At 39.5% G+C, this 22758-nt stretch carries 2 protein-coding genes; both read right to left on the bottom strand.

The features are described 5' to 3' along the window. Positions 1–5790 carry a beta-ketoacyl synthase N-terminal-like domain-containing protein gene (locus ACJ5H0_RS00695; protein WP_411246744.1) on the bottom strand — a complete coding sequence of 1930 codons (5790 nt, stop codon included), beginning with the start codon at positions 5788–5790 and terminating at the stop codon, positions 1–3. Further along, complete coding sequence (locus ACJ5H0_RS00690; protein ID WP_411246743.1) at positions 5747–22750, bottom strand: SDR family NAD(P)-dependent oxidoreductase; 17004 nt, start codon at positions 22748–22750, stop codon at positions 5747–5749. The genes ACJ5H0_RS00695 and ACJ5H0_RS00690 overlap by 44 nt, the downstream gene beginning before the upstream one ends. Positions 22751–22758 lie beyond the last annotated feature (8 nt).

Raw genomic sequence — 22758 nt, 5'->3', positions numbered from 1 at the left:
TTAGCGGCTGTTTTTACCTCTTGATTGTCGTTTATGTTTAAAACTTTCAGTTTTTTTTACTTCTCTTCTTCCAAGGTGATATCGAACTTCAGCATCGGTATTTTCCTGTTCAATTTGTAAAATCCTCACTAATTCATTCAATCCGTTAATCGACAGATTGTCTACTTCAATTAGTTTTCCTGCGGACACTAAGCTTTCCTGTACTGCTGTTTTCAATAATCCTGAAAGAAAACTATAGTCCATTTCTTCTCCGGCAGGATATACCAATTGAATCATTTGCCCTACAGGTTTTCTTTGCTGTATTTCTTCAAGAATCTGAATAAAAGTTTCTTCCGGAGCATTTTCATGAATGATCTTTACTTCACATTCCAGGCTCTCTTCTAGCTTCTCGGCTAATACTGCAGAACCACCCGCCAGAAATACCAAAGGAGCAATTGATGAGTTTGTTCTTTTTGAATTGAATTCCTCTACACCTGCTTCCTGCCATTTATTAGCATACAGATGTAATCCAATGCCATTCTCTGAAGTTTCCGTATTCTGACGTTTATACTCATGAGCCACCGAAGATGTACTGTTGTTGTTTTCTAATGTTAAAACCACTAACTCAGTGAAACTGATCAGAACCTCACCCTGCTGATTCAGCATTTCAATCTCATAACTGCTGGATTGTTTACCTGAACTGTTTTTTCTCACATAACACCAGATTTCTTGTGATAAAGGCTTATAGATATTGATCTCCCTTACACTGAATGGCAACATCAATTGCTGGCTTTGATCAGAAAGACTGATCGCCATGCAGGTTTGTAATGCGCCATCCATCATTCCAGGGGATAAAGTAAATCCAGCTTCGGGAGTTAGCTCAATTCTTGATAATGCAGACTCCTCATTATACCAAACCTCCTGAACTCCCTGGAAGGTTGTTCCATAGTCCAATCCAATAGATCTGAACAATTCATAATAGGCTGCTTTATCCATTTTTGAAATAAAGCTATTTCGTAACTTATTGATGTTTTTGATCTGAGGAACTACGTTGGAAACCGATCCCATTATTCCTTGTCCATGCAACTGTTTCTCATCCGGACCTGAATAGATTTTATAAGTCCATTCATTATTTAAAGTTTCAATATTAATATGAAGTTGTACTGGTTCAGTATTAACCTTTACAGGTTGTAACCAGTTCACTTCTCTTAATTGAGCTATTGAAACCTCAGCACCCATCTCACCTGCTACACGGGCCATTTCAAGATAAGCGACTCCAGGCAGAACCTGTTCTCCAAAGACCTTATGATCTCTTAAAAAAGATTCACTTCCATTCAGCAGACTGCTAAACAGACAATTCTTTAGACTGGAATTATTCTGATGCAATAATGGATGTGCAATAGCAGAACTTGTAACTATTTTCTGTTCAGATTTCAGCCAATATCTTTCTCTTGCAAAAGGATAATGAGGTAGACTCACTTTATTACACTTCGTTTCCTGATATAATACATTCCATTTTACAGGAAATCCTTTTACCCAATATTCTCCTACAGCTGTCCAGAATTTATTGGCTAAAGCATTTTGAATCGCAGATGCTTCGGAAGATCGGCTGACTTCTTTTTTATAATGTCTGATATTTCCAGTAAAATAATGCCCTTCTTTTCCGATTGTAAAATCAGTAAGTCGATCAACCAGATCCTCAATTGTTTTTGCTGGAATAGCCAATCTTTCTTCCATTGCTGATCTTCCGACCTGCAAGGTGTAAGCAATATCATATAAGCTGATCAACGGTTCATTTTTAATATGTTTAACAAGCTGTTCAGCCTGTACAATCAATTGTTCTCTGCTTTTAGCTGACAATAAAATCAATACATCTCCGCTATGCTTAATCTCTTTCTTTTCCTGAGGGATGTATTCTTCAATAACCATGTGCGCATTGGTTCCACTAAAACCAAAGCTGCTGATGGCCGCTCTTCTTTTTGTATTAGCCGGTGTATTCCAATCGGTTAGTGTATCCTGTATTTTAAATGGACTCCCTTTAAAATTGATTAACGCATTAGGCTTCTCATAATTAATGCTAGGCGGCAATTGTTTATGTTTCATTGCCAGAAGTACTTTTAAAACACTAGCCACTCCGGCAGCTTCTAAAGCATGACCTATATTTGTTTTCACGCTTCCCAGACTGCAGAAATTCTGTTGATTGGTGTACGCTCTGAATGATGCATTTAAAGCTTCAAATTCTATCGGATCTCCTAATCCCGTACCTGTTCCGTGAGCTTCCACGTAGGTGATGGTTTCAGGATTGATATTAAACCTGTCATATACTTCTTTCTCCAGTTCTTCCTGAGATACTACACTTGGAGCGGTAATACCATTGGTTGTTCCGTCCTGGTTGGTCAGACTTCCTTTGATCACTCCATAAATACGGTCGTTATCCCGTTCTGCATCTGCCAGCCTTTTCAAAACAACAACACCAACACCTTCTCCCATCACAAAGCCATTAGCTCTACTATCAAAGGTGTAGCATCGTCCATCTGCAGACAGCATACCCGCTCTTACCGCCATATCATGTGAATGGGCAGAATTGATAATATTGATACCACCCGCCAAAACAAGATCTGTATCGCCTCTTTGAAGACTGTTAAATCCAAGATCCATTGCAACCAAAGAGCTTGAACAAGCTGTATTGACGGCTATTGCAGGTCCTTTTAAATTAAGGAAATAAGAAATTCTTGAGGCCAATATCGCACTTGAATTTCCCCAAAGCGCCGAAGGTAATGTTCCTTCAGTTCCAGCAATATAATCACTGTGTCCTGCTCCTGCATATACACCGCATTTCAGAGATGAAAGAGAGTCTGGGTCAATTCCTGCATCTTCAATCGCTTTCCAGCTATGTTCAAGGAATAACCGCTGCATAGGATCCATCATTTCTGCTTCAGACCCTGAAAGTTTAAAGAATAAAGGATCAAAATAGTCCGGATTTTCCAAACAGCTTGCCCATCTTTTCTGTCCTTCCACATTGTTATCATCTCTCCTCCATTTCTCATCCTTTATCTCTTTGATAAGACACTGCCCTTCAGCCAATACTTTCCAGTATTCATTCAGGTCATTGGCTGTTCCGAATTGTCCACTGATTCCTATAATCGCAATTTCAGCGGCGAAATCAGAATGCGTTGAAGTTTTATTTTCAACTGTCTGACTTTTCTTTTCGGTCAATATGATTTTATCCGCAACAGCATACTGATGAACCTCAACAGGAGCCTTCAATTCTTCAGAGAAATTTTTTAATACATAATCCGTCATTACATTAATGTTAGGATAACTGTATAAATCAGTTGCCTTGATGGTGATATTCAGTTCGGAATTGATATTGTTTACCAGTTCAACACCCATAATGGAATCAAAACCATAGTCTTTAAACTGAGTGGTCGTATCAAAATCTTCCTCAGGCAACACAATCGTTGCTGCTGCGATCTGAATTAATTTTGCCATCAGCCAGCTGTTATCCTGAGCTGTTTTAGTCTTTACATCAGCAGGTTCAGCTCTTTCTTCTATTGTTATGTTTTCTGAAGAATATTCAAATAGTTCCTGATCTGGCTCTTTTGCAGAAACGGCTACTGTCTTTTTTCCTTCCGGAATCCAATAACGGTTGCGTGCAAACGGATACACTGGTAAACTTATTTTAGCTGGTTTCTGCCCCGGATAACAAGCAGACCAATCTTTTAATACTCCGCTTAACCAGTTTTCTGCCGTTGAAATTAAAGCTCTATTATTTTCTTCCGGTTTGCAAACAGGAACATTCAGATCTCTTTTTTCAGAAAGAAGGTTGATAAGATCTTTGGTATTAGCTGCTATAAATACCGCTTTTTCCTTCATCTTTTCACGCCCATTTTGCAAAGTATAAGCGACATCATGTATATCAAGCTGAGGATTCAGCTCCAGATAGTTCTTAAGATTGACGATCTGTTGTTGAAGTTGCTCCTTCGTTTTCGCTGATAATGGAATAATAGCAGTGCCTTCTATTTTATGAGCCATTTTTGATGGCTGATATTCTTCAATAATGATATGTGCATTGGCTCCTCCAAATCCGAAACTGCTGATCCCGGCAATTCGTGGCTTATTTCCTTCGCTCGTCCATTCTGTAGTTTCTTTCTGTAAACGAAATGGGGTATCTTCCATTTGTAAATAGGCATTTGGATTTTGCAAGTGCGGATTACCAGGTAAAACTTTATGCTTCATGGCCATCAATACTTTTGCTAATCCGGCCATTCCGGCTGCAGACTCAAGATGTCCGGCATTTGTTTTTACACTACCAATGCTGCAATAGGCTTTTTGCGTTTGCTGAAGTCCTTTATCCTCATATAATGTATTGAATGTAAGCTTAAGCCCTTCAATTTCTATAGGATCACCCAGCGCTGTTCCTGTCCCATGTGCTTCTATGTAGCTGATATCACGTGGATCTATATCTGAATTTCGGTATGCTTTTACCAATAGATCTCTTTGTGCATTGGGATTCGGAGAGGTTAACGTATTAGCTCTTCCACCATGGTTTTCAGCCGTTCCACGGATCACTCCGTAGATATGATCACCATCATCTACAGCCTTGCTTAAAGACTTGAGGATCACAATTCCCACTCCTTCTCCACGGACATAACCATTGGCACGCTGATCAAAAGTTTTACATCTTCCATCTTCGCTCAACATCCCTGCACTGCTGAAGGAAAGCGTCAGTTCCGGAGACAGTATGGCGTTGACTCCACCTGCAATGGCCATATCGCAATGTCCGTTTCTGATGTGTTCTACGCCTCGATGAATGGCAATTAATGCACTTGAACACGCAGTATCCACCGGCTCACTTGGTCCATGAATATCCAATAGATAAGAAATTCTGTTTACCAATATCGAATGAGCGGCACCTGTGGAAAACTGTGCCAGACTTGTAAGATCGGTTCCGTTATTCAATAACATGGAATAATCTACCGCAGATACTCCGATAAAGGTTCCGGTATTGGTTCCTCTTAATGCGGAAGTGGCTATTCCTGCATCTTCCAAAGCGTGGTATACAGCTTCAAGGGTAATTCTTTGCTGAGGATCCATTAAAGCAGCTTCTTTAGGCGAAATATTGAAAAATAAAGGATCAAATTTGTCGATATCGCTGATAAATCCACCCCATTTTGCTTTGGTTTTGCGGCTTTCTTTTTGAGGATCTCCGTAATATTCCTGCCAGCTCCATCGGTCTTCAGGGATTTCTGTGATCAGGTCTTCATTATTTTTAATTCTCTCCCAGAAAGTATTGATGTCAGGTGATCCTGGAAAACGTCCGCTGATCCCTATAATAGCAATTCCCTCTTCAGCTGGCTTTTGAGCTGCCTTTACCGGTGAGCTGTTGTATTGTGAAGAATGTTTTCTGTTTTTACGCCCGGAAAATTGATCAAATCGAGTTGAATCCTGAGCTGGAGTTACAGCCCTTGAATCATTTTTACTTTCTATTGCAAGGTTTGGATATTCTTTGATCAGGAATTCTGAAAATATTCCAATAGCCGGATAGTTATAAAATACCGTAGGCATTAATTTAAGATCATAGAAATTATTCAATGCACTGGTAAATTGGGTCATTAAAAGGGAATCAAAACCATATTCACCAAATTCTGTCTCCTGGTCAACCGTCGAAACCTCCATTTTAAGCAGTTTTGCTACAATTTCACTCACTTCTCTAACGATCTTATCTTTTGCCGTTTTTGAACCACCTACGTTTTCATTTGTACTTTTAAGTACTGAAACATTTTTTTTGAGTGGTATTTGCAACTGCATTACCTGTCGTTCTGGAAATTCCTTCTTCTTTACCAAAATACACCGCATATTGTCCTGATTGAGCTTTCAGAATAAGATCGAACATCTCAAGACCAGTTTCTGTTGCCATTGGGATCATCCCAAACTGACTTTCAAGGTATTTTTCTCCTGCTGCACTTACCTGCATTCCACCGGATTTCCATAATGGCCAGTTCAGACTGATTGTTTTTCCTGACCTCTGTCCTTTGGCAGCCGCTTCATTTCGGTATTCCACATAATGATCCAGATAGGTGTTGGCCGACGCATAATCTGATTGTCCTGCATTCCCTGTCACCGCTGCAACGGATGAAAAGAACATCATAAAATCAAGGGGTTCGTCTTTTGTTACTTCATCTAATACCCTCGCTCCTGTAATTTTAGGATGAAGCACCTGTTGCAAGTGTTCCTGGGTTTTATTCAGAATAAAACTATCTCTCAACGTTCCGGCACTATGGATAATTCCATTCAATCCCTGATAGGTTTCTTTGATGGTTGTAAGCAATCGCTCTGTGTCCTGATAATCTGTAATATCACATGAATAATATACTGTTCCCGGAATTTCAGACAGTAGTTTTTCTATCTCCTGATCTGCAGTTCTTCTACCTGTCAGGATAATTTTCACATTTTTAGTTTTGCTTATATGCTTCGCGAAAATCTGTCCGAGACCACCGGCACCACCTGTAATGAGGTATACTCCATTTTCACGGATCGCCATTTGATCTACCGCTAGAATATCTTTTACTACCGGTCTGAACTGTTTTGTTTTGAAAATACCCTGATCATAACGGATTTCAGCATTTTTACTTACTTCATTTTTCAGTAATTCTGCCAGAAAATCAGGATCGAAGCTGTCTACACCGATGGTCTGTCCGGTAACTCCAGGATTTTCCTGAACTGCCGTTTTTAACAACCCGGTAATAAATCCTGCCTGTGGATACTGATGATTTGGGTAAACCACTGTGATATGCATTGAAGCATTTTTCGTCAAGTAGCTTTTAAGCTGTTCAAGTATTGTAGTAAAATATTCGATTGGCTGATCGATTGCAATGGTCTGTACCGGAATTCCCAATCTTTCTTTTAATGTTTCTGCCAATGAATCTGTACCTTCTGCAAGCCAAATGAACTGTTTCTCAGTTTCAAGTACTTTGGAGGAGTCTTTTGCAACCATTTCTTCCCAAACCGGCTGATAGATAAATGTATCAGTATCTTTTTTAACTAACTTTGTGGGTTTAAAACCATCTAACGGAAGGGCTACAAAGTTTCTGAAACTTACTAGAACGACACCATGATCATTGATCAGATCAATATCGTATGCTGCCAGCTTATCTTCTGATTTGGTTTGGTCATTTTTTCGTGCATATGCCCACAATGATTGTCCTTCTAATGTCTGGTAGCAGCTCATCTCTCCCATAAAATAAGGAAGTGCCAATGAATACGTTTCGTCAGCGAGTTGCTGGAAACCATAAATGGTATGGAGCATACTGTCAAGGATTCCAGGAGTATACATAAAGCCTTCTAGGTTGGTCAGATTAATTTTAGCTAAACAACCATGGTCATCTGCATACATCTTTTGAACTCCCTGGTAGGCAGCACCGAGATCAAGTCCTGCAGCCAAAAATTCATTGTACATTCCTTTCCCATCCAATACCTTATCGGCTTTAGCCTTCAAAGCATTGATGTCCATTTTTTCCGGCTGGATAAGCTTATCGGTCGATATCTGACCATTACCATGTACCACTTCTTCATCGTTATAAACCTCATAGCAAAGCTGATCACCATCCCTATAAATCGCGGTTGAAATCTTTGCATAGTCATCCACGATGGAAATCGGATTGACCCAACTGATATTTCTAAGTTGTGTTACCTTTTGGCCTGTACTCAATGTTCCGGCAATTCTTGCCAGTTCGAGATAAGCAACTCCCGGCAATATCTTTTCCTTTCTTACTTTATGATCGCTCAGGAAAACTTCCTCACCTGTAAAAATACTGGTATACTTTTGTTCATTTAAATCCGATTCATTCATATGCAGTAATGGATGAATTCTGGTATTTGCCATTGTTTTTAGCAGAAATGAACTGACAGGGATCCAGTATCTGTTTTTGGTAAACGGATAAACAGGTAAATTGATTTTCGAAGGACGTCCGTTGATATATAGCAGGTTCCAATCTACAGATGCTCCTTTAACCCATAAGCCTGCCAATGAATTGAGGTCTTTATTGTCAATGGCAATACTGATATAGGCATTTCCCGAACCCGTTTTATCCTGTTTTATATTTCCCGTAAATCCATGTTCTGAATTTCCTGAAAGATAATCTGTCAGTCTGCTCATCAATTCGATTTTATTGGTTACGACCAAGGCCAGTCTTTCTTCCATCTCATCCCTGCCCGTTTGCAGGGTATAGGCGATATCAAAAAGATTCGCTTCAGGATTTTTTTGAACAAAATCTAAAAGGTTACTCACCTGCTGTTTCAGATTGTCTTTAGTTTTTGCAGAAAGTATAATAATGGACTGGCCGTCTTCCTGATAAGGAGTTGTCTGATCAGGTCGGTATTCTTCAATGATAATATGTGAATTGGCGCCTCCGAATCCGAAACTGCTGATTCCCGCAATTTTAGGACGGTTATCGGATGTGATCCAGGGACCTGTCTCTGTTCGCAACTGGAAGATACTTCCGTTTAATTTCAGGTATTCATTAGGATTTTTTAAGTGTGGATTTCCTGGCAATGTATTGTGTTTCATACACAGTAGTACTTTAATAGTACTTGCAATACCTGCTGCAGATTCCAGGTGTCCGATATTGGTTTTTACACTTCCGATACTGCAATGCGGTTCTGTAGGCTGTTGAAGTCCTTTATCTTTATATAAATCTTTAAATGCAAGTTTCAGTCCTTCTGCTTCTATCGGATCTCCAAGAGGTGTTCCGGTGCCGTGAGCTTCAATATAACTCACATCACGCGGATCGATTCCGGCACTGCGATAGGCATGAAGCAAAAGATCTCTTTGTGCAATCGGATTAGGTGAAGTTAAGGTGTTCGCTCTTCCCCCATGGTTTTCTGCGGTACTTCTGATTACCGCATGAATAGGATCACCATCTGCAATGGCCTGTTTCAATGATTTAAGGACAATAATTCCTACTCCTTCTCCTCTTACGTATCCATTGGCACTCTGGTCAAACGTTTTACATCTTCCGTCTTTGCTCAACATTCCTGATTGGCTGAAAGAAAGAGTCAACTCTGGAGAAAGTAGTGCATTCACTCCTCCTGCAATGGCCATATTACACATACCGTTTCTGATATTTTCAACAGCCCTGTGGATGGCAATTAATGAACTTGAACAGGCCGTATCTACCGGTTCACTTGGTCCATTGATATCCAGTAAATAGGAAATCCTGTTCACCATCATGGAATGTACGGAGCCTGTAGTGGTATGCATTTGTCCCGCTAAATCGGTTTCATGGCGAAGGCGTATCAAATAGTCAGAGGCAGAAACTCCTATAAATATTCCGGTATTGGTCCCCTTAATGCTTTCTGTGGCAATTCCACCATCTTCCAGCGCCTCGTATACGGACTCCATGAGAATACGTTGTTGAGGATCCATTAGCTCAGCCTCCATTGGAGAAATACTGAAAAATGCAGGATCAAACTTATCGATATCGGTAAGGAATCCTCCCCATTTGGATCGGGTTTTATTCTTTTCCGTTAGAGGATCTCCGTCATACTTTTCCCAATCCCATCGGTCTGCAGGAACTTCTGTGATCAGGTCTTTATTTTCACTGATATTTTTCCAGAAAGTATCCAGATCCGGTGATCCCGGAAAACGGCCACTCATCCCAATAATAGCGATAGGTTCATTGGCAGATTGTGGTTTTGGTTGATGAGGAATGAACTGTTTTACAGGTTGCTTTACAGGCGTTGCCACCGTTGTTGAAAAAGCGGTCTTTTTTATCGTGAGCTTTTCAACCGGTTTAACTATTGGAGCAGCAGGAGATTCTCCGTGCAATGCAGTGAGTGCCTCCGTATATTCTTCTGTCATAAATGCAGCCAGTTTATTGATGGTTGCATAATTATAAAAGACCGTTGGCATCACATCCAGATCATAATAACCGTTGAGCTCATTGTTGAAACGGGTTAATAAAATGGAATCAAACCCATAATCTCCGAATTTTTTATCATTTTCAATTTCGGCAGGCTCCATTCTTACTAATTCAGCAACAATACTGATGATCTTATCGGTTGCTTTTTTCTTTAGCAAACTTGCTTCAACTGGTGCTGTTATTTGTTCGTCAACCGATTTTTCAACAGTTTCGTCAGGAGTATCTTCCTGTACCTTAGTTTCAAGACCATCCAAGGGAAGTGCCACAAAATCTTTGAAGCTTAACAATACATCTCCTTCATTATTCAGGAGATCCAGATCGTATGCAACGACCTGATCGCCGTCTTTGTAATTTTCACTTTTTCTGGCATAGCCCCACAATACTGAAGCATCTGTTATAGGCTCATAAAAATATACTTCTTTTACAAAATAGGGTAACTCCAATGAATAGGCTTCTTTTGCGGAAATAACCAATCCGTAAATAGTATGCAAGAGACTGTCCATAATACCCGGTGTATACATGCAACCTTCCAGTTCTTCAAGACGGATCTCTGATAAAGCGATATTCTCCCCTACGTTAATTTGGGCAACTCCTCTGAAGCTCTTTCCAAGGTTCAATCCGTTTTCTTTGAAATTGTGATAAACTTCTGCTCCAGGAATAACATTTGAGCAGGCCGTTTTCATCATTTCCAGATCATATCTTCCGAGAGGTTCTCCCTCACCGGTAATGATCAAACCGTTTCCATAAAGAAGCTGGCTATTTTTCTGATTATAAATTTTGTAATTAAGACCTGTTGGTTCTGGATCCAATGTAACGGCAATAGAGACCATTCCATTTTCAAGTTTTAGCGGGTTCAGCCAACTCACATTTTTTAATTTTACCACTTGCTTTTGGGAGCTCAAAGCCCCTGCTGCTCTCGCTATTTCCAGATAGGCTACTCCCGGAAGTATTTTCTCATCATTTACGATGTGATCATAAAGGAAAGATTCAGTTCCATCATATACTGCCGCGTATTGTTTTTGCTTACCATTAGATTCATCGGTATGTAACAAAGGATGCAGATGATTTTCTGTGATTGGTGCATGCACTATTCTTTTAGGAGAATCAGGGATCCAGTACCGTTGTCTTGCAAATGGATAAACAGGGAGACTGATGCGTTTTGGTAACATATCTGTGTACAATAGTTTCCAATCAACATCAATTCCTTTTACCCACAGCTGAGCAAGGCTTTTGATCTCATTATTTTTAAAAGCTGTTTCCACATAGGCTTTTCCTGCAGTTCCCTCGAGAAGGAAGCCGATCTGCTCCTGATTGATATTTCCTTGATAGAATCCAAAGCTATTGCCATTGGTGTAGTTCTCCAACTGAGTCAATAGATCTTCCTGGCTTTCTGCAATCCATGCAAGACGTTCTTCCATCGCTTCACGCCCTGATTGCAACGTGTAAGCCAGTTCGTGTAAATCAGTATCCGGATGAGCTTGCAAGAATGTTTTCAACTGCAATGCTTTAGCTTTTAACCGGTCTGCATTTTTTGCAGATAATAAAATAACAGCAGGCTGTCCTTCCACAATTCCTTTTCTGGTAGGAATATATTCTTCTATAATTAAATGAGCGTTGGCTCCTCCAAAACCAAAACTACTGATTCCCGCAATTCTTGGTTTGTTGTCAGCAACATTCCAGTCGGTTGTATTTTGCTGCAACCTGAACGGACTTCCATCCAGATTTAAATATGGGTTGGTCTGAATCAAATGAGGATTTCCAGGCAGTGTTTTATGTTTCATCGCCAGGATGACCTTCATTACCCCTGCAATTCCTGCAGCAGCTTCCAGGTGGCCAATATTTGTTTTGACACTTCCAATACTGCAATAGGCAACTTCTGCCGGAGTTTGATTTCTCTGTTTATATAAAGTATTAAAAGCAAGTTTCAATCCTTCTATTTCAATGGGATCTCCCAGCGAAGTTCCTGTTCCATGAGCCTCTATATAGCTTACATCTGCCGGATGAACTCCTGCTCTGCTATACGCTTTAACCAACAGTTCTTTTTGAGCATTCGGGTTTGGAGAAGTTAGTGTATTGGCTTTTCCACCATGGTTTTCTGCGCTTCCACGGATAATTCCGTAAATATGATCTCCGTCTGCTTCTGCCTGTTCCAATGATTTTAAGATCACCACTCCTACTCCTTCACCACGTACATAACCATTAGCACTTTCGTCAAATGTTTTACAACGTCCATCTACGCTTAGCATTCCAGATTCACTGAATGAAAGAGTCAATTCCGGAGAAAGAAGTGCATTTACCCCTCCGGCAATTGCCATTTTGCTATCTCCGTTTCTGATGTGTGCTACGGCACGGTGAATGGCAATCAGTGAACTAGAACAAGCGGTATCCACAGGCTCGCTTGCCCCACGAATATCTAATAAATAAGATATTCTGTTGACCAGGATAGAATGTACTGATCCGGTTGCATAATGTCCCTGTCCGGTTAAATCAGACTGATTATTCACTAACATAGAATAGTCGGATGTGGAAACTCCAATAAAAATACTGGTGTCACTTCCTTTGATCTTATCCGGTGCAATTGCTGCATCTTCAAGAGCATGATATACGGCCTCCAGAGTGATTCTTTGTTGTGGATCCATCAGTTCTGCTTCACGCGGAGAGATGTTAAAGAATAAAGGATCAAATTTATCAATGTCGGAGATCAGTCCGCCCCATTTAGCTTTGGTCTTATTTTTTTCTTTTAACGGATCTCCGTAATACGCTTTCCAATCCCATCGGTCTGGGGTAATTTCAGTGATCAGATCTTTATTGTGACTGATATTTTTCCAGAAAGCATCTAAATCATCTGACCCAGGGAAACGTCCACTGATCCCAATAATAGCAACTGCTTTTTGTATTGTATCAGTATTGTTACTGATGACATTCACAGCTGTTTTTGGTAATGCGGTACGTCCCTCATTATTGAAAGCAACTCGTTTGTGTATGATCGTGGCAGGTTGAACCTCTTCTGATTTTACAACTACAGATGAGCTGTGTTTTTGAGTTACTGACGCATAATGTTCTTCCATTAAAAAATCTTTCAGATCATTGATCGTCGGATAATTATAAAAAACAGTGGGTAATAATTTAAGCTCATAAAATGCATTTAACTGGCGGGCAAATCTGGTTAATGAAACAGACTCAAAACCGTAATCACCAAATGCTTTGTCTCTTTTAATAGCCGCAGAGTTTAATTTTAACAACACTGCTACTGTTTCGATAATTTTACCTGAAACTTTTTCTGAAATTTCAGATTGACCAATAGCTACTTGGGCTATTGGAGCATCTTCTACCTTAATTTTAGAAATCTGTACATCTTCATGAGTGTTTTCATAGGTAACCAGAATTTCTCCTTTCCCATTTTTTAATAAAGTATCAAAAGCCCTTATACCATCTGCGGATGGAAGTGAAAGTGATCCCAGGTGTGTTTCCAAATGCTTTATGTCTTCTTCATTCACCTGCATTCCGCCATCTTTCCATAAAGTCCAGCAGATGCTTAAAGTTTTACCGTTTGCTTTTTTACTATTCCTTTCTGTATTTCGGTAAGTCGCATACGTATTCAAATAAGCATTAGCAGCAGCATAATCCGCCTGTCCGGCATTTCCTTTAATGCTTGTTATGGAAGAGAAGAATACCATAAAATCTAATGGCTGATCTTTGGTCGCTTCATCAATGTTTTTTGTCCCCTCTACTTTAGCTGCAAAAACCTCATCCACCTGTAAAGATGTTTTATTGATGATATAACTATCTCTAAGGACACCTGCACTGTGAATCACGCCATTTAAAGGACCATATTCCTGATTAATAAGATGTACCAGTTTCTGGGTTTCTTCAAAGTTGCTCAGATCACAATGATGATAAACAGCTCCAGGTATTTTAGACACTAAAGTCTTAATGGTTTCAGACCATACACTTCTGCCTGTTAGTACCAGTGTAATATTATTTTTACTGCAAATATGCTCTGCGAGCTTCAAACCTAAGCCTCCTGCACCACCCGTTAAAAGGTAAACTCCTCCTTTTTTAAAGGTTATACCTTCCGTATTTTGTGAATCAAAAGTTACAGACACTGATCTTTTCACGGTTCTTACACCATTAGTATAGGCTACTTCAACATCTTTATTATGCTGCTCCGCTTCAATCATTGAAGTAAGTTCTCCCAAATTCTTAACGGATAAATGATCCACGGCAAGTACTTTACCTTTAATTCCAGGATACTCAAGATGTGCTGTTTTAAGCAATCCGGATACAAAACCATACTCAGGGTAATCACTGTTCTGACAAACGATCGTAATTTGGGTACGCCCTTTCTCCTTTATTTTTTCTTTTATTTTAGATAATACGAAATTGAAGAAAGCCACTGGCTTTTCCTGGTTGATGGATATAACTTCCAGTCCCAGTTCTTCCTGAAGCTTATCGCACAAATCTATGGCACCACCAGCAATAAGAATTATCTGATTGGCGGTTTCAAGTTGTTCTGAGCTTAAGGCTTCTTCTTTCCATTCCTGTTGATAATACACTACTTTTCGTTTTTCATTCGAAGAAGTCTTTATTCCTGAATGATCGGAATCCTTGCTTCCCAAAGGCAGGAAGATAAAGTCTTTAAAGGATAATAATGCTTCTCCGTTTTCATTTAATAAATAAAAATCGGCAGTTACAACCTTGTCGTTATCTCCTTCTTTTTTTCTCACCGCATAACCCCAAAGCTCCTGGGCTTCTTCAAGTCCTTTATAGAAATTAATTTCTCCTGCATAAAAAGGCAGTACCAATGCGTAAGAATCCATTAAACCATAAATGGCATGAAGAAGGCTATCCATAATACAAGGCGGATATACGCAACCTTCGTTATTCACCAATTTTATTTTTGACAAAGCATATTCTTCTGCCACATATAAGGTCTCTACCTGCTGAAAACTACTCTTTAGGTTTAATCCTTCTAAATCAAAGGCGTTATACAATTCTGATCCTGTGATTTCATTGACACAGCCTTTTTTAAGCTGCTGAATATTCATTTTTGCAGGAGCTGCCGTTAAAACATTGGAAAGTCTTCCACTATTATGAGTAATCAGGGTGTCTTCATGGCCACTGTATATTTCATAAACCACATCTTCCTGACGGTGTAATCCTATGTGAAGTGTTTCTGATTGATGAACCCAGAAAGGATTGATCCAGCTTACTTCTTTAAGTTGGGTAACTTGCTGATGGGTACTGAATTTACCCGCAGCCCTTGCCAGCTCCAGATAAGCAACTCCTGGTAAGATTTTATTATGGCGTACCTGATGATCCGCTAAGAATGATTCTTCACCACTAAAAGTACTGCTGAACTGTTGTTGATCAAGGTCAGATGTATTCTGGTGTACCAGTGGATGTAATGTTCTGTCAACAATTTTTCCTGTTGGATTCAATTTTCCTTCAGCATTAGGAAGCCAGTAGCGTTCCCTTGCAAAAGGATAGGTAGGCAGACTGATCTTACGAGGTTGTTTTCCAGCGTAAAGCAAATTCCAGTCGAATAAGAATCCTTGTATCCATAGATCAGCAATTCCAGTCCAATCCCCGGCCTTGATCCTATTCTGAACTTCGGTAGATTTTTCTTCTCCTTTAGTTCCTATTTTACAGGTTCCTGTTGTATATGTTTTTTGAGAATCTGTATCTTTTAAAAAGTCATCCAGTACACCTATTAATGATGGAATATCCTTCACAACAAAGGCTACCCGGTTTTCCATGGCTTCTCTTCCTGTTTGTAAAGTATAAGCGATATCCGCCAATGATAAGGTGTTATCTTTTTCTAAACTATATTTTAAGTTAAACACCTGTTCCTGAAGGCGTTCTTCATTTTTAGCTGATAAGACAATGATCGCAGGATCCTGTTCTAATTCATTTTTAGAAGTCTGTTCTGGTATTCTGAATTCTTCGATAATAAGATGAGCATTGCTTCCCCCGGCACCAAAAGAACTTAACATCGCTCTTAATGGCAATTCTTCAGATTGTCCGTTCTGATTAATGATCAACGGTCTTTTCCATGGCACTAAACTTTGAGGAACATAGAAGGGTGTATCTTCAAAACTGATATTCGGATTCAGTGTTGCAGAATGAATAGATGGTACTAAATGCTGGTGTTTAAACTGTAACAGAATTTTTGTCAGTCCTGCAATACCCGCTGCGGCTTCCAGATGCCCGATGTTTGATTTTACAGAACCGATGGCACAAAATTGTTTATCATCTGTATATTCATCAAAAGCTTTACAAAGTCCCGTCATTTCAATAGGATCTCCTAAAGATGTTCCTGTTCCATGAGCTTCTACATACGATATGGTGCGTGGATCAATTCCGGTCTTTTGCAAAGCAGACTGAATCAATTCCCCTTGTAAATTAGGACTTGGTACGGTATATCCATTGGTTCTTCCATTATGATTAACGGTAGTTCCTTTGATCACCCCATAAATCTGGTCACCATCCGCAATTGCTTTTTCCAGAGGTTTAAGCAAAACTGCACCGATCCCTTCACCTGGTACATAACCATCTCCAATACCAAAGCTTCTGCAACGTCCGTCACTGGCTAAGAAATTATTCTGACTCAGGAATAAATATTTGCTCAATGACAATGATAAGTTCACACCTCCGGCAATACAGCTTTCCGATTCTCCGCTTCTGATGCTTTCACAGGCATAATGTAAAGCCGTTAATGATGCAGAACAAGCAGTGTCTATGGCCATACTTGGCCCTGTCCAGTTAAAGAAGTAAGAAACTCTGTTAGGAATACTGTATAAAAGGCCACTTGGAGCGACAGGATTTCCTTTGGCTGTTTCTTCTATTCCAAGGTTAACGTATGGCTGCCATAATGCACCTACGAAAACACCTACTTTCTTAGATTGTTCTGTGAGTTTCTCACGGGTAATTCCGGCATCTTCCAACGTAGACCAGACTACCTCTAAAAATAACCTTTCCTGAGGATCGATTTTCTCTGCTTCTCTTGGTGAGATATTAAAAAATAATGGATCAAATTGATCAACATCATTGATAAAACCACCCCAACGGGCATATAACAGTCCATTTTCTCTATCTTCATCAAAATGTCCCTTATAATCAAAACGATCCTGCGGAATTTCTTCAATACAGTCGTCTCCTTTTTTCATCAAATCCCAGAAATCAGAAAGCGTATTCGATTTTGGATATTTTCCACTCACTCCAACAATAGCAATGTCTTTGTTTGTGCTTTTTTCTGTTGAATGCTCAACAGAAGCAATCTCTTCTACCCTTTCCGGTGTTGAATCAATTTCTTCCGGTTCACCTAATAGATCTTTTAATACACCCACATGTTTTTTCTGAAAATACCCTGCCAGCTCATTGATATTGCGGTATTCAAAAAATAGGGTTTTGGATAAGTTTCCGAAGGTTTTTGCTAACAATCTATTCAGATCGATGATCATTCTGGAGTTAATTCCCAGTTCTTCAAAAGATGTTTCAGCATCCATTTCCTCTTCTTCCAGACCAACTCCTTCGTGTAACAAAGCTTTCAAAAGACTTTCAATACGCTCTATCGCAAGTTCACCACTCTCAACAGCTTTCACTCTTGGGGCTACTGATTGAGTTGAAGTTACAGTAATGGATGCATTGGTTGTTTCTTTGATTGAAAACCCATTAAGTTTGGCAATAATATTTCCTTCAATATCCATCACCTGAGCATCAAATTTTCTGATGCCGCTTCTGGTTTTGTTAGCTTCGTGAGCTATGGTATGTACATAACACTCCGCAGGAATCTGACCAGTAAATACAATCTCATCTATGGCCACCGGAATGTATTTGGAGTTTTCCAAACCATTAGGCTTATTATTAATAATAGCGGTCTGGAATACTCCTGTAAGCATACTCGGATGTAAAATATAATCTGACAATGTTTCTGCCACGTGTAAAGGCAAGATTAGGTGTCCTAGAGCTTCTTCTTTATTGGTCCACAGTTCCTTCATCGGCATAAAAGAAGGTCCTACGTGTAATCCTTCAGCGATGATTTGTTCATAAACCGTTTCCCTGCTTATACTTATATTTAATTTTTCTTGAGCTGCCTGAATATCAAAAGTTCCCAGTTCGCCCGGTTCAATGGATGTTTCCATGTTGACATCACCCATTGCATGTACTGTTTTTCGACCATTGGTATCTTCACTAAATATTTCGTAAGCATACAATGAACCCTTTGGTACCATCTGAATAAAAGCATTGATTGCAGGTCCTGCTGATGATAATACTTCCGGCCAGTAATTATTGGATAAACTGCAGATCCTTTTTCCAAGCAATGTGGCAGCCTGTCTTCCCATTTCAATGTAGCAGGCTCCCGGAACATTGTATTTTCCATCCACCACATGATCCTGCATGAAGAATTCTTCATTGCTGTATCGTTTTCTAAACAGTAAGTTGTTTACGTCTGATCGTTCTGCATCTACCAATGAAGGAGTTGCTATATAGCTCTTTGTAGTGTCGTTTGGCAGAGATTCTCTGATCTTTTCAGGATCAAAAGATGGAACCTCATTGGCAATATTAGCAGCAAGATTTTTGATGGTATTGTATTCAATCAATAAAACAGGATTGATTGTTGCTCCCACATATTCAGTCAATTTTGCAGAAAGCTTTACCAGTCCTGAAGAATCAAGACCTAGTTTATTGAAGCTGTCTGTATCTGTTATTACTGAAGTTTTAGGTAAAATATCAGCAATCATATTTCTAAGTACTGAAGAGAAATCGCCTTTTTCAGAGTCTCTTTTTTCACTATGGGCTTGATCAAATACATGCTCGACACTTAGGTGAGATTCTATTTTAGCTGCAATTCCTTCAATCAATACCGCCTGACCTGATATTGAGTTATTGTCTGTGCTTAATAATTTTACAAAACCTTTTAAGGCATCTTCATTAAGCATCGGTTTCATTCCGAATACCTGCCATAAATGCTCTCTTTCTTCATCGGAAACGGTAATTCCTCCGCTTTCCCATAAAGGCCAGTTAATAGCCAGGCTGATTCCATGATTTCCTTTTTCTATTTCTCTTCTGTTCCTGATTTCCATCATGTGATCAAGGAAATTGTTAGCAGAAGCATAGTCACATTGTCCCTGATTAGGCATCAATGAAGCTATTGAAGAAAATACGATAAAGAAATCAAGCGTTTCATTCTGAAGGCATTCATCCAGATTGATCGTTCCATATACTTTTGGAGTGATCACTCTTTCAAATGAATCCGCTTTTTTATTGATGATAAAAGAGTCTTCAATCAGACCAGCTGCATGAATGACTCCGTTAATCGTTTTAAATTTCTTTTTGATTTTGGAAATAGCCACAGAAAGTGCTCTTTTATCAGCCACATTAGCTCTGTAATATGCTGCATTTCCTCCAAGTTGTTTTAATTGCTGAAGCTTTTCTTCAATGGCTTCATTCTTTAAGCTTCGGCCTATTAATATAATATTGGCCTTATAGTGTTCCGCCAAATAAGCAGCGAATACCATTCCTAAACCACCGGTGCCACCGGTAATGATATAACATCCGTTTTCTTTTAACAACAGTTCTGATGATGCATTGTCCAGTTGTTTTACCGGAACAACGGTTCTTTCCTGTCTTAGCCCGTTACGGTAAATTACTTCCAGGAGAGGAGCCATCACATAATGCGTCATCTCCTGCACAATGATATCCTTATAAGAAGATACATCTGCCTCACTGATTCCCAGTGTTAGAATTGAAATTCTTGGATTCTCATAAGCCAAGGTTCTCGCAAATCCACCTGCCATTTGCTGTATCGCAGCAGATTTTGTATCATTATAATTGTATGCAAACAGTAATTTAATGCGTCCTGAATATTCAGCAGTAATTAAAGCTTGTGACAGATACAATAATGCATAAATATCCTGCATATTTTCAGCGACCTGCTCACCACGGCTCATCCCCCATCTGTAGATCCAGTTATCTGTAACAATTCCGTCTTCTGCAAGATCTTTAGTCAGATTTTTAAAGGATTCCGCATCAGTAACATTAAGCTGATAAGTATATTCATCCTTTTTCTCATAAGAATCCCCCGGCAATACCAAAACTGATGTAGTATATGGTAATTCTCCCTTTATCTTTTCATATAAGTAAGCATCCGTATCAAAAATAATAACAGAAGCAGGTCTTTCTGCATGGATTCCTAATGGTCTTTCTAACCAATCAGCCGTATAATGTAAGCTCTCAATAACCGGTACAACAGTTTCCTCAATGGTTACAGGTCCTGATTTATAAGCTCTTTTCACAAATTCATTAAATTCAAGGATCACATTTCCATGTTCATCACACAAAAACAAATCAAATGAAAACCTGTTTCCATTCTGGTATGTATCTGATTTTTTGACATAAGCATAATGAGCATCTGCCAGATTACCATAACAACGGATCGCTTTTAAATAAAATGGTAATAACTGATGTTGGGCTTCTACATTACCCCAGATGCATAATCCAACTACGGTTTGAAAAACCCCATCTAATAGAGACGGTTCCCAGACTTTTGAGGAAACCGGATTTTCTTTTTTGGTAGGTTTTAATAGGCATATTGCTTCATCAGAGGCAAAAAAGCCTTCTGTGATGGTTTGGAAAGTTTCCTTGTAAGCCAAACCTTCTTTTGCGAATTCATGATAGATTTCTTCTGCTGTTTTTACAGTGGAGCAACGTTGTTTTATTTTTTGCAAGTCAATAGATCCTGCGGAAGTTGTATTGCTTTTCAGTGAGACATTTCCATTGGAGTGAACCCCGTCAGTAGTTGTGATTTCAAATGAAAATCCTGTATTTATTGGTGTAAGTTTGATCTGTAAAGGAACATTCTCTTCATATACTTTTACTGAATGCATCCAGCATACATCATTCAATTCATTAACCGGACGTCCACAAGCCTGTTCTGCTACCGATCTTGCAATTTCCAGATAAGCAACTCCCGGCATCATGCATTCGCCTTGCACTACATGATCACGAATAAAATAATTTGTTGATTGTAAAAGAGCTTCATATTCCCATTGTTGCTGATCTTTGTTTAAAAACTGCATCAATGGTGATCCCACTTCCCGAACAATTGCTGAATTTGAAGTGGCCACTGATACAGAAGCTCCATCCATCCAGCATCTTCTTCTTTCAAAAGGATATCCCGGTAAAGAAATTCTTACACCATCAGCCAGTTGATTTTCAGCATCCGTCTCGGTTTTGTTAATTTTTCCTGTGGAAATATATTCTTCTAACTGCTTAATAAGATCTTCTACGTCAGAAACTACGAAAACAGCTTTAGCAGCCATTGTATCTCTTCCGTTTTGAAGGGTAAAGGCAATATCTTGTATGCGTAATTCTGCCCCATTTTTTCTTATAAAATCTGTAATTCTTTCAGCATATGCTTTTAACTGTTTTTCTGTTCTTGCAGATAATGGGATGGTATAACTCCTTACGTTTTCCTCCGTATTTCTGATTTGTTCTCCATCATACGCCTGTAAAATAACATGTGCATTTACTCCCCCCATTCCAAAAGAACTTACCCCGGCTGTCAATGCTCCACTTTGAATTCCGCTTTCAGAAGGCTTCCATTCTGTATTTTCAGTAGAAATAACAAAAGGACTTCCTTTTAAATCGATATATGGATTCAGCTTTTTATGATGCAATATCCCCGGAATTTTTCCATTCTGCATACATAGCAAAACTTTGATAAGCCCAGCTATACCCGCAGCACTTTCCAGGTGACCGATATTTGTTTTTAGTGCCCCTAAAGTGCAATTGATATTTTCATCCGCTCCATACTGACTGTAGACTTTTTTCAAAGCACTGATCTCAATAGGATCACCCAATGGCGTTGCCGTACCGTGTGCTTCAATATAGCTTACATTTCCTGCTTCCAAAGCAGCATCTTCCAAAGCAGCATTTACTACTTCAGCCTGTGCACGTACGCTTGGGGAAGTCAATGAATTGGAACGGCCATTATGATTCACTGCTGTTCCTTTAATCACACCTATAATATGATCATTATCTGCTATTGCCGCAGACAATGGTTTTATGAAAATACATCCTACTCCTTCTCCACGTACGTATCCGTCAGAACTTTCATCAAAGGTTTTGCATTTACCTTCTGAGGAGAGCATCCCTGATTTCCCGTGAGACAAATACATGGTTGGTGTAATCAATGCATTCACACCACCTACCAGAGCAGATTCGCAATTTCCTGAACGAATATCCCTGATAGCATTATGCAATGCCACCAAAGAACTGGAACAAGCGGTATCTACCACTTCACTTTTCCCTCTGATATCAAGGAAAAAAGAAACCCTGTTAGCCAAAATAGAATGTACCGTACCAGTAGAAACGAACGAGCTAATCTCCTGATGCGTAGATTGTAGCATTTCTGCGTAATCATTTTTGGAAACCCCAACATACACTCCTACTTTTTTGCCAGACAGGCTCTCCGTGCTGTATCCTGCATCTTCCACTGCATGCCACGCTGCCTCTAAAAAGACTCTGTGCTGGGGGTCAATATATTTAGCTTCTTTAGGGGATATATTAAAGAATAAAGGATCAAATTTATCCATATCATTGATAAATCCTCCCCATTTGCTATTAGTTTTTGGTATGTCCGACGCGGGATCACCATAGTATTCCCGCCAATCCCAACGCGATTCCGGAATCTCCGTTACACTGAAGGTTCCATTGATAAGGTTATTCCAAAAATCATGATAATTATCCGCTCCGGGAAACCTGCATGACATTCCAATAACGGCAATATCTGTCCTGTTCAACTGGTTATCCAGCTGAAGATTATTTTTTGAAGTATCTTCCATGTTGATAT

Origin of the sequence: Chryseobacterium proteolyticum (assembly GCF_046591535.1) — a bacterium.
Taxonomy (GTDB): domain Bacteria; phylum Bacteroidota; class Bacteroidia; order Flavobacteriales; family Weeksellaceae; genus Chryseobacterium; species Chryseobacterium proteolyticum.
This window is presented reverse-complemented; position numbering and strand designations above follow the sequence as displayed.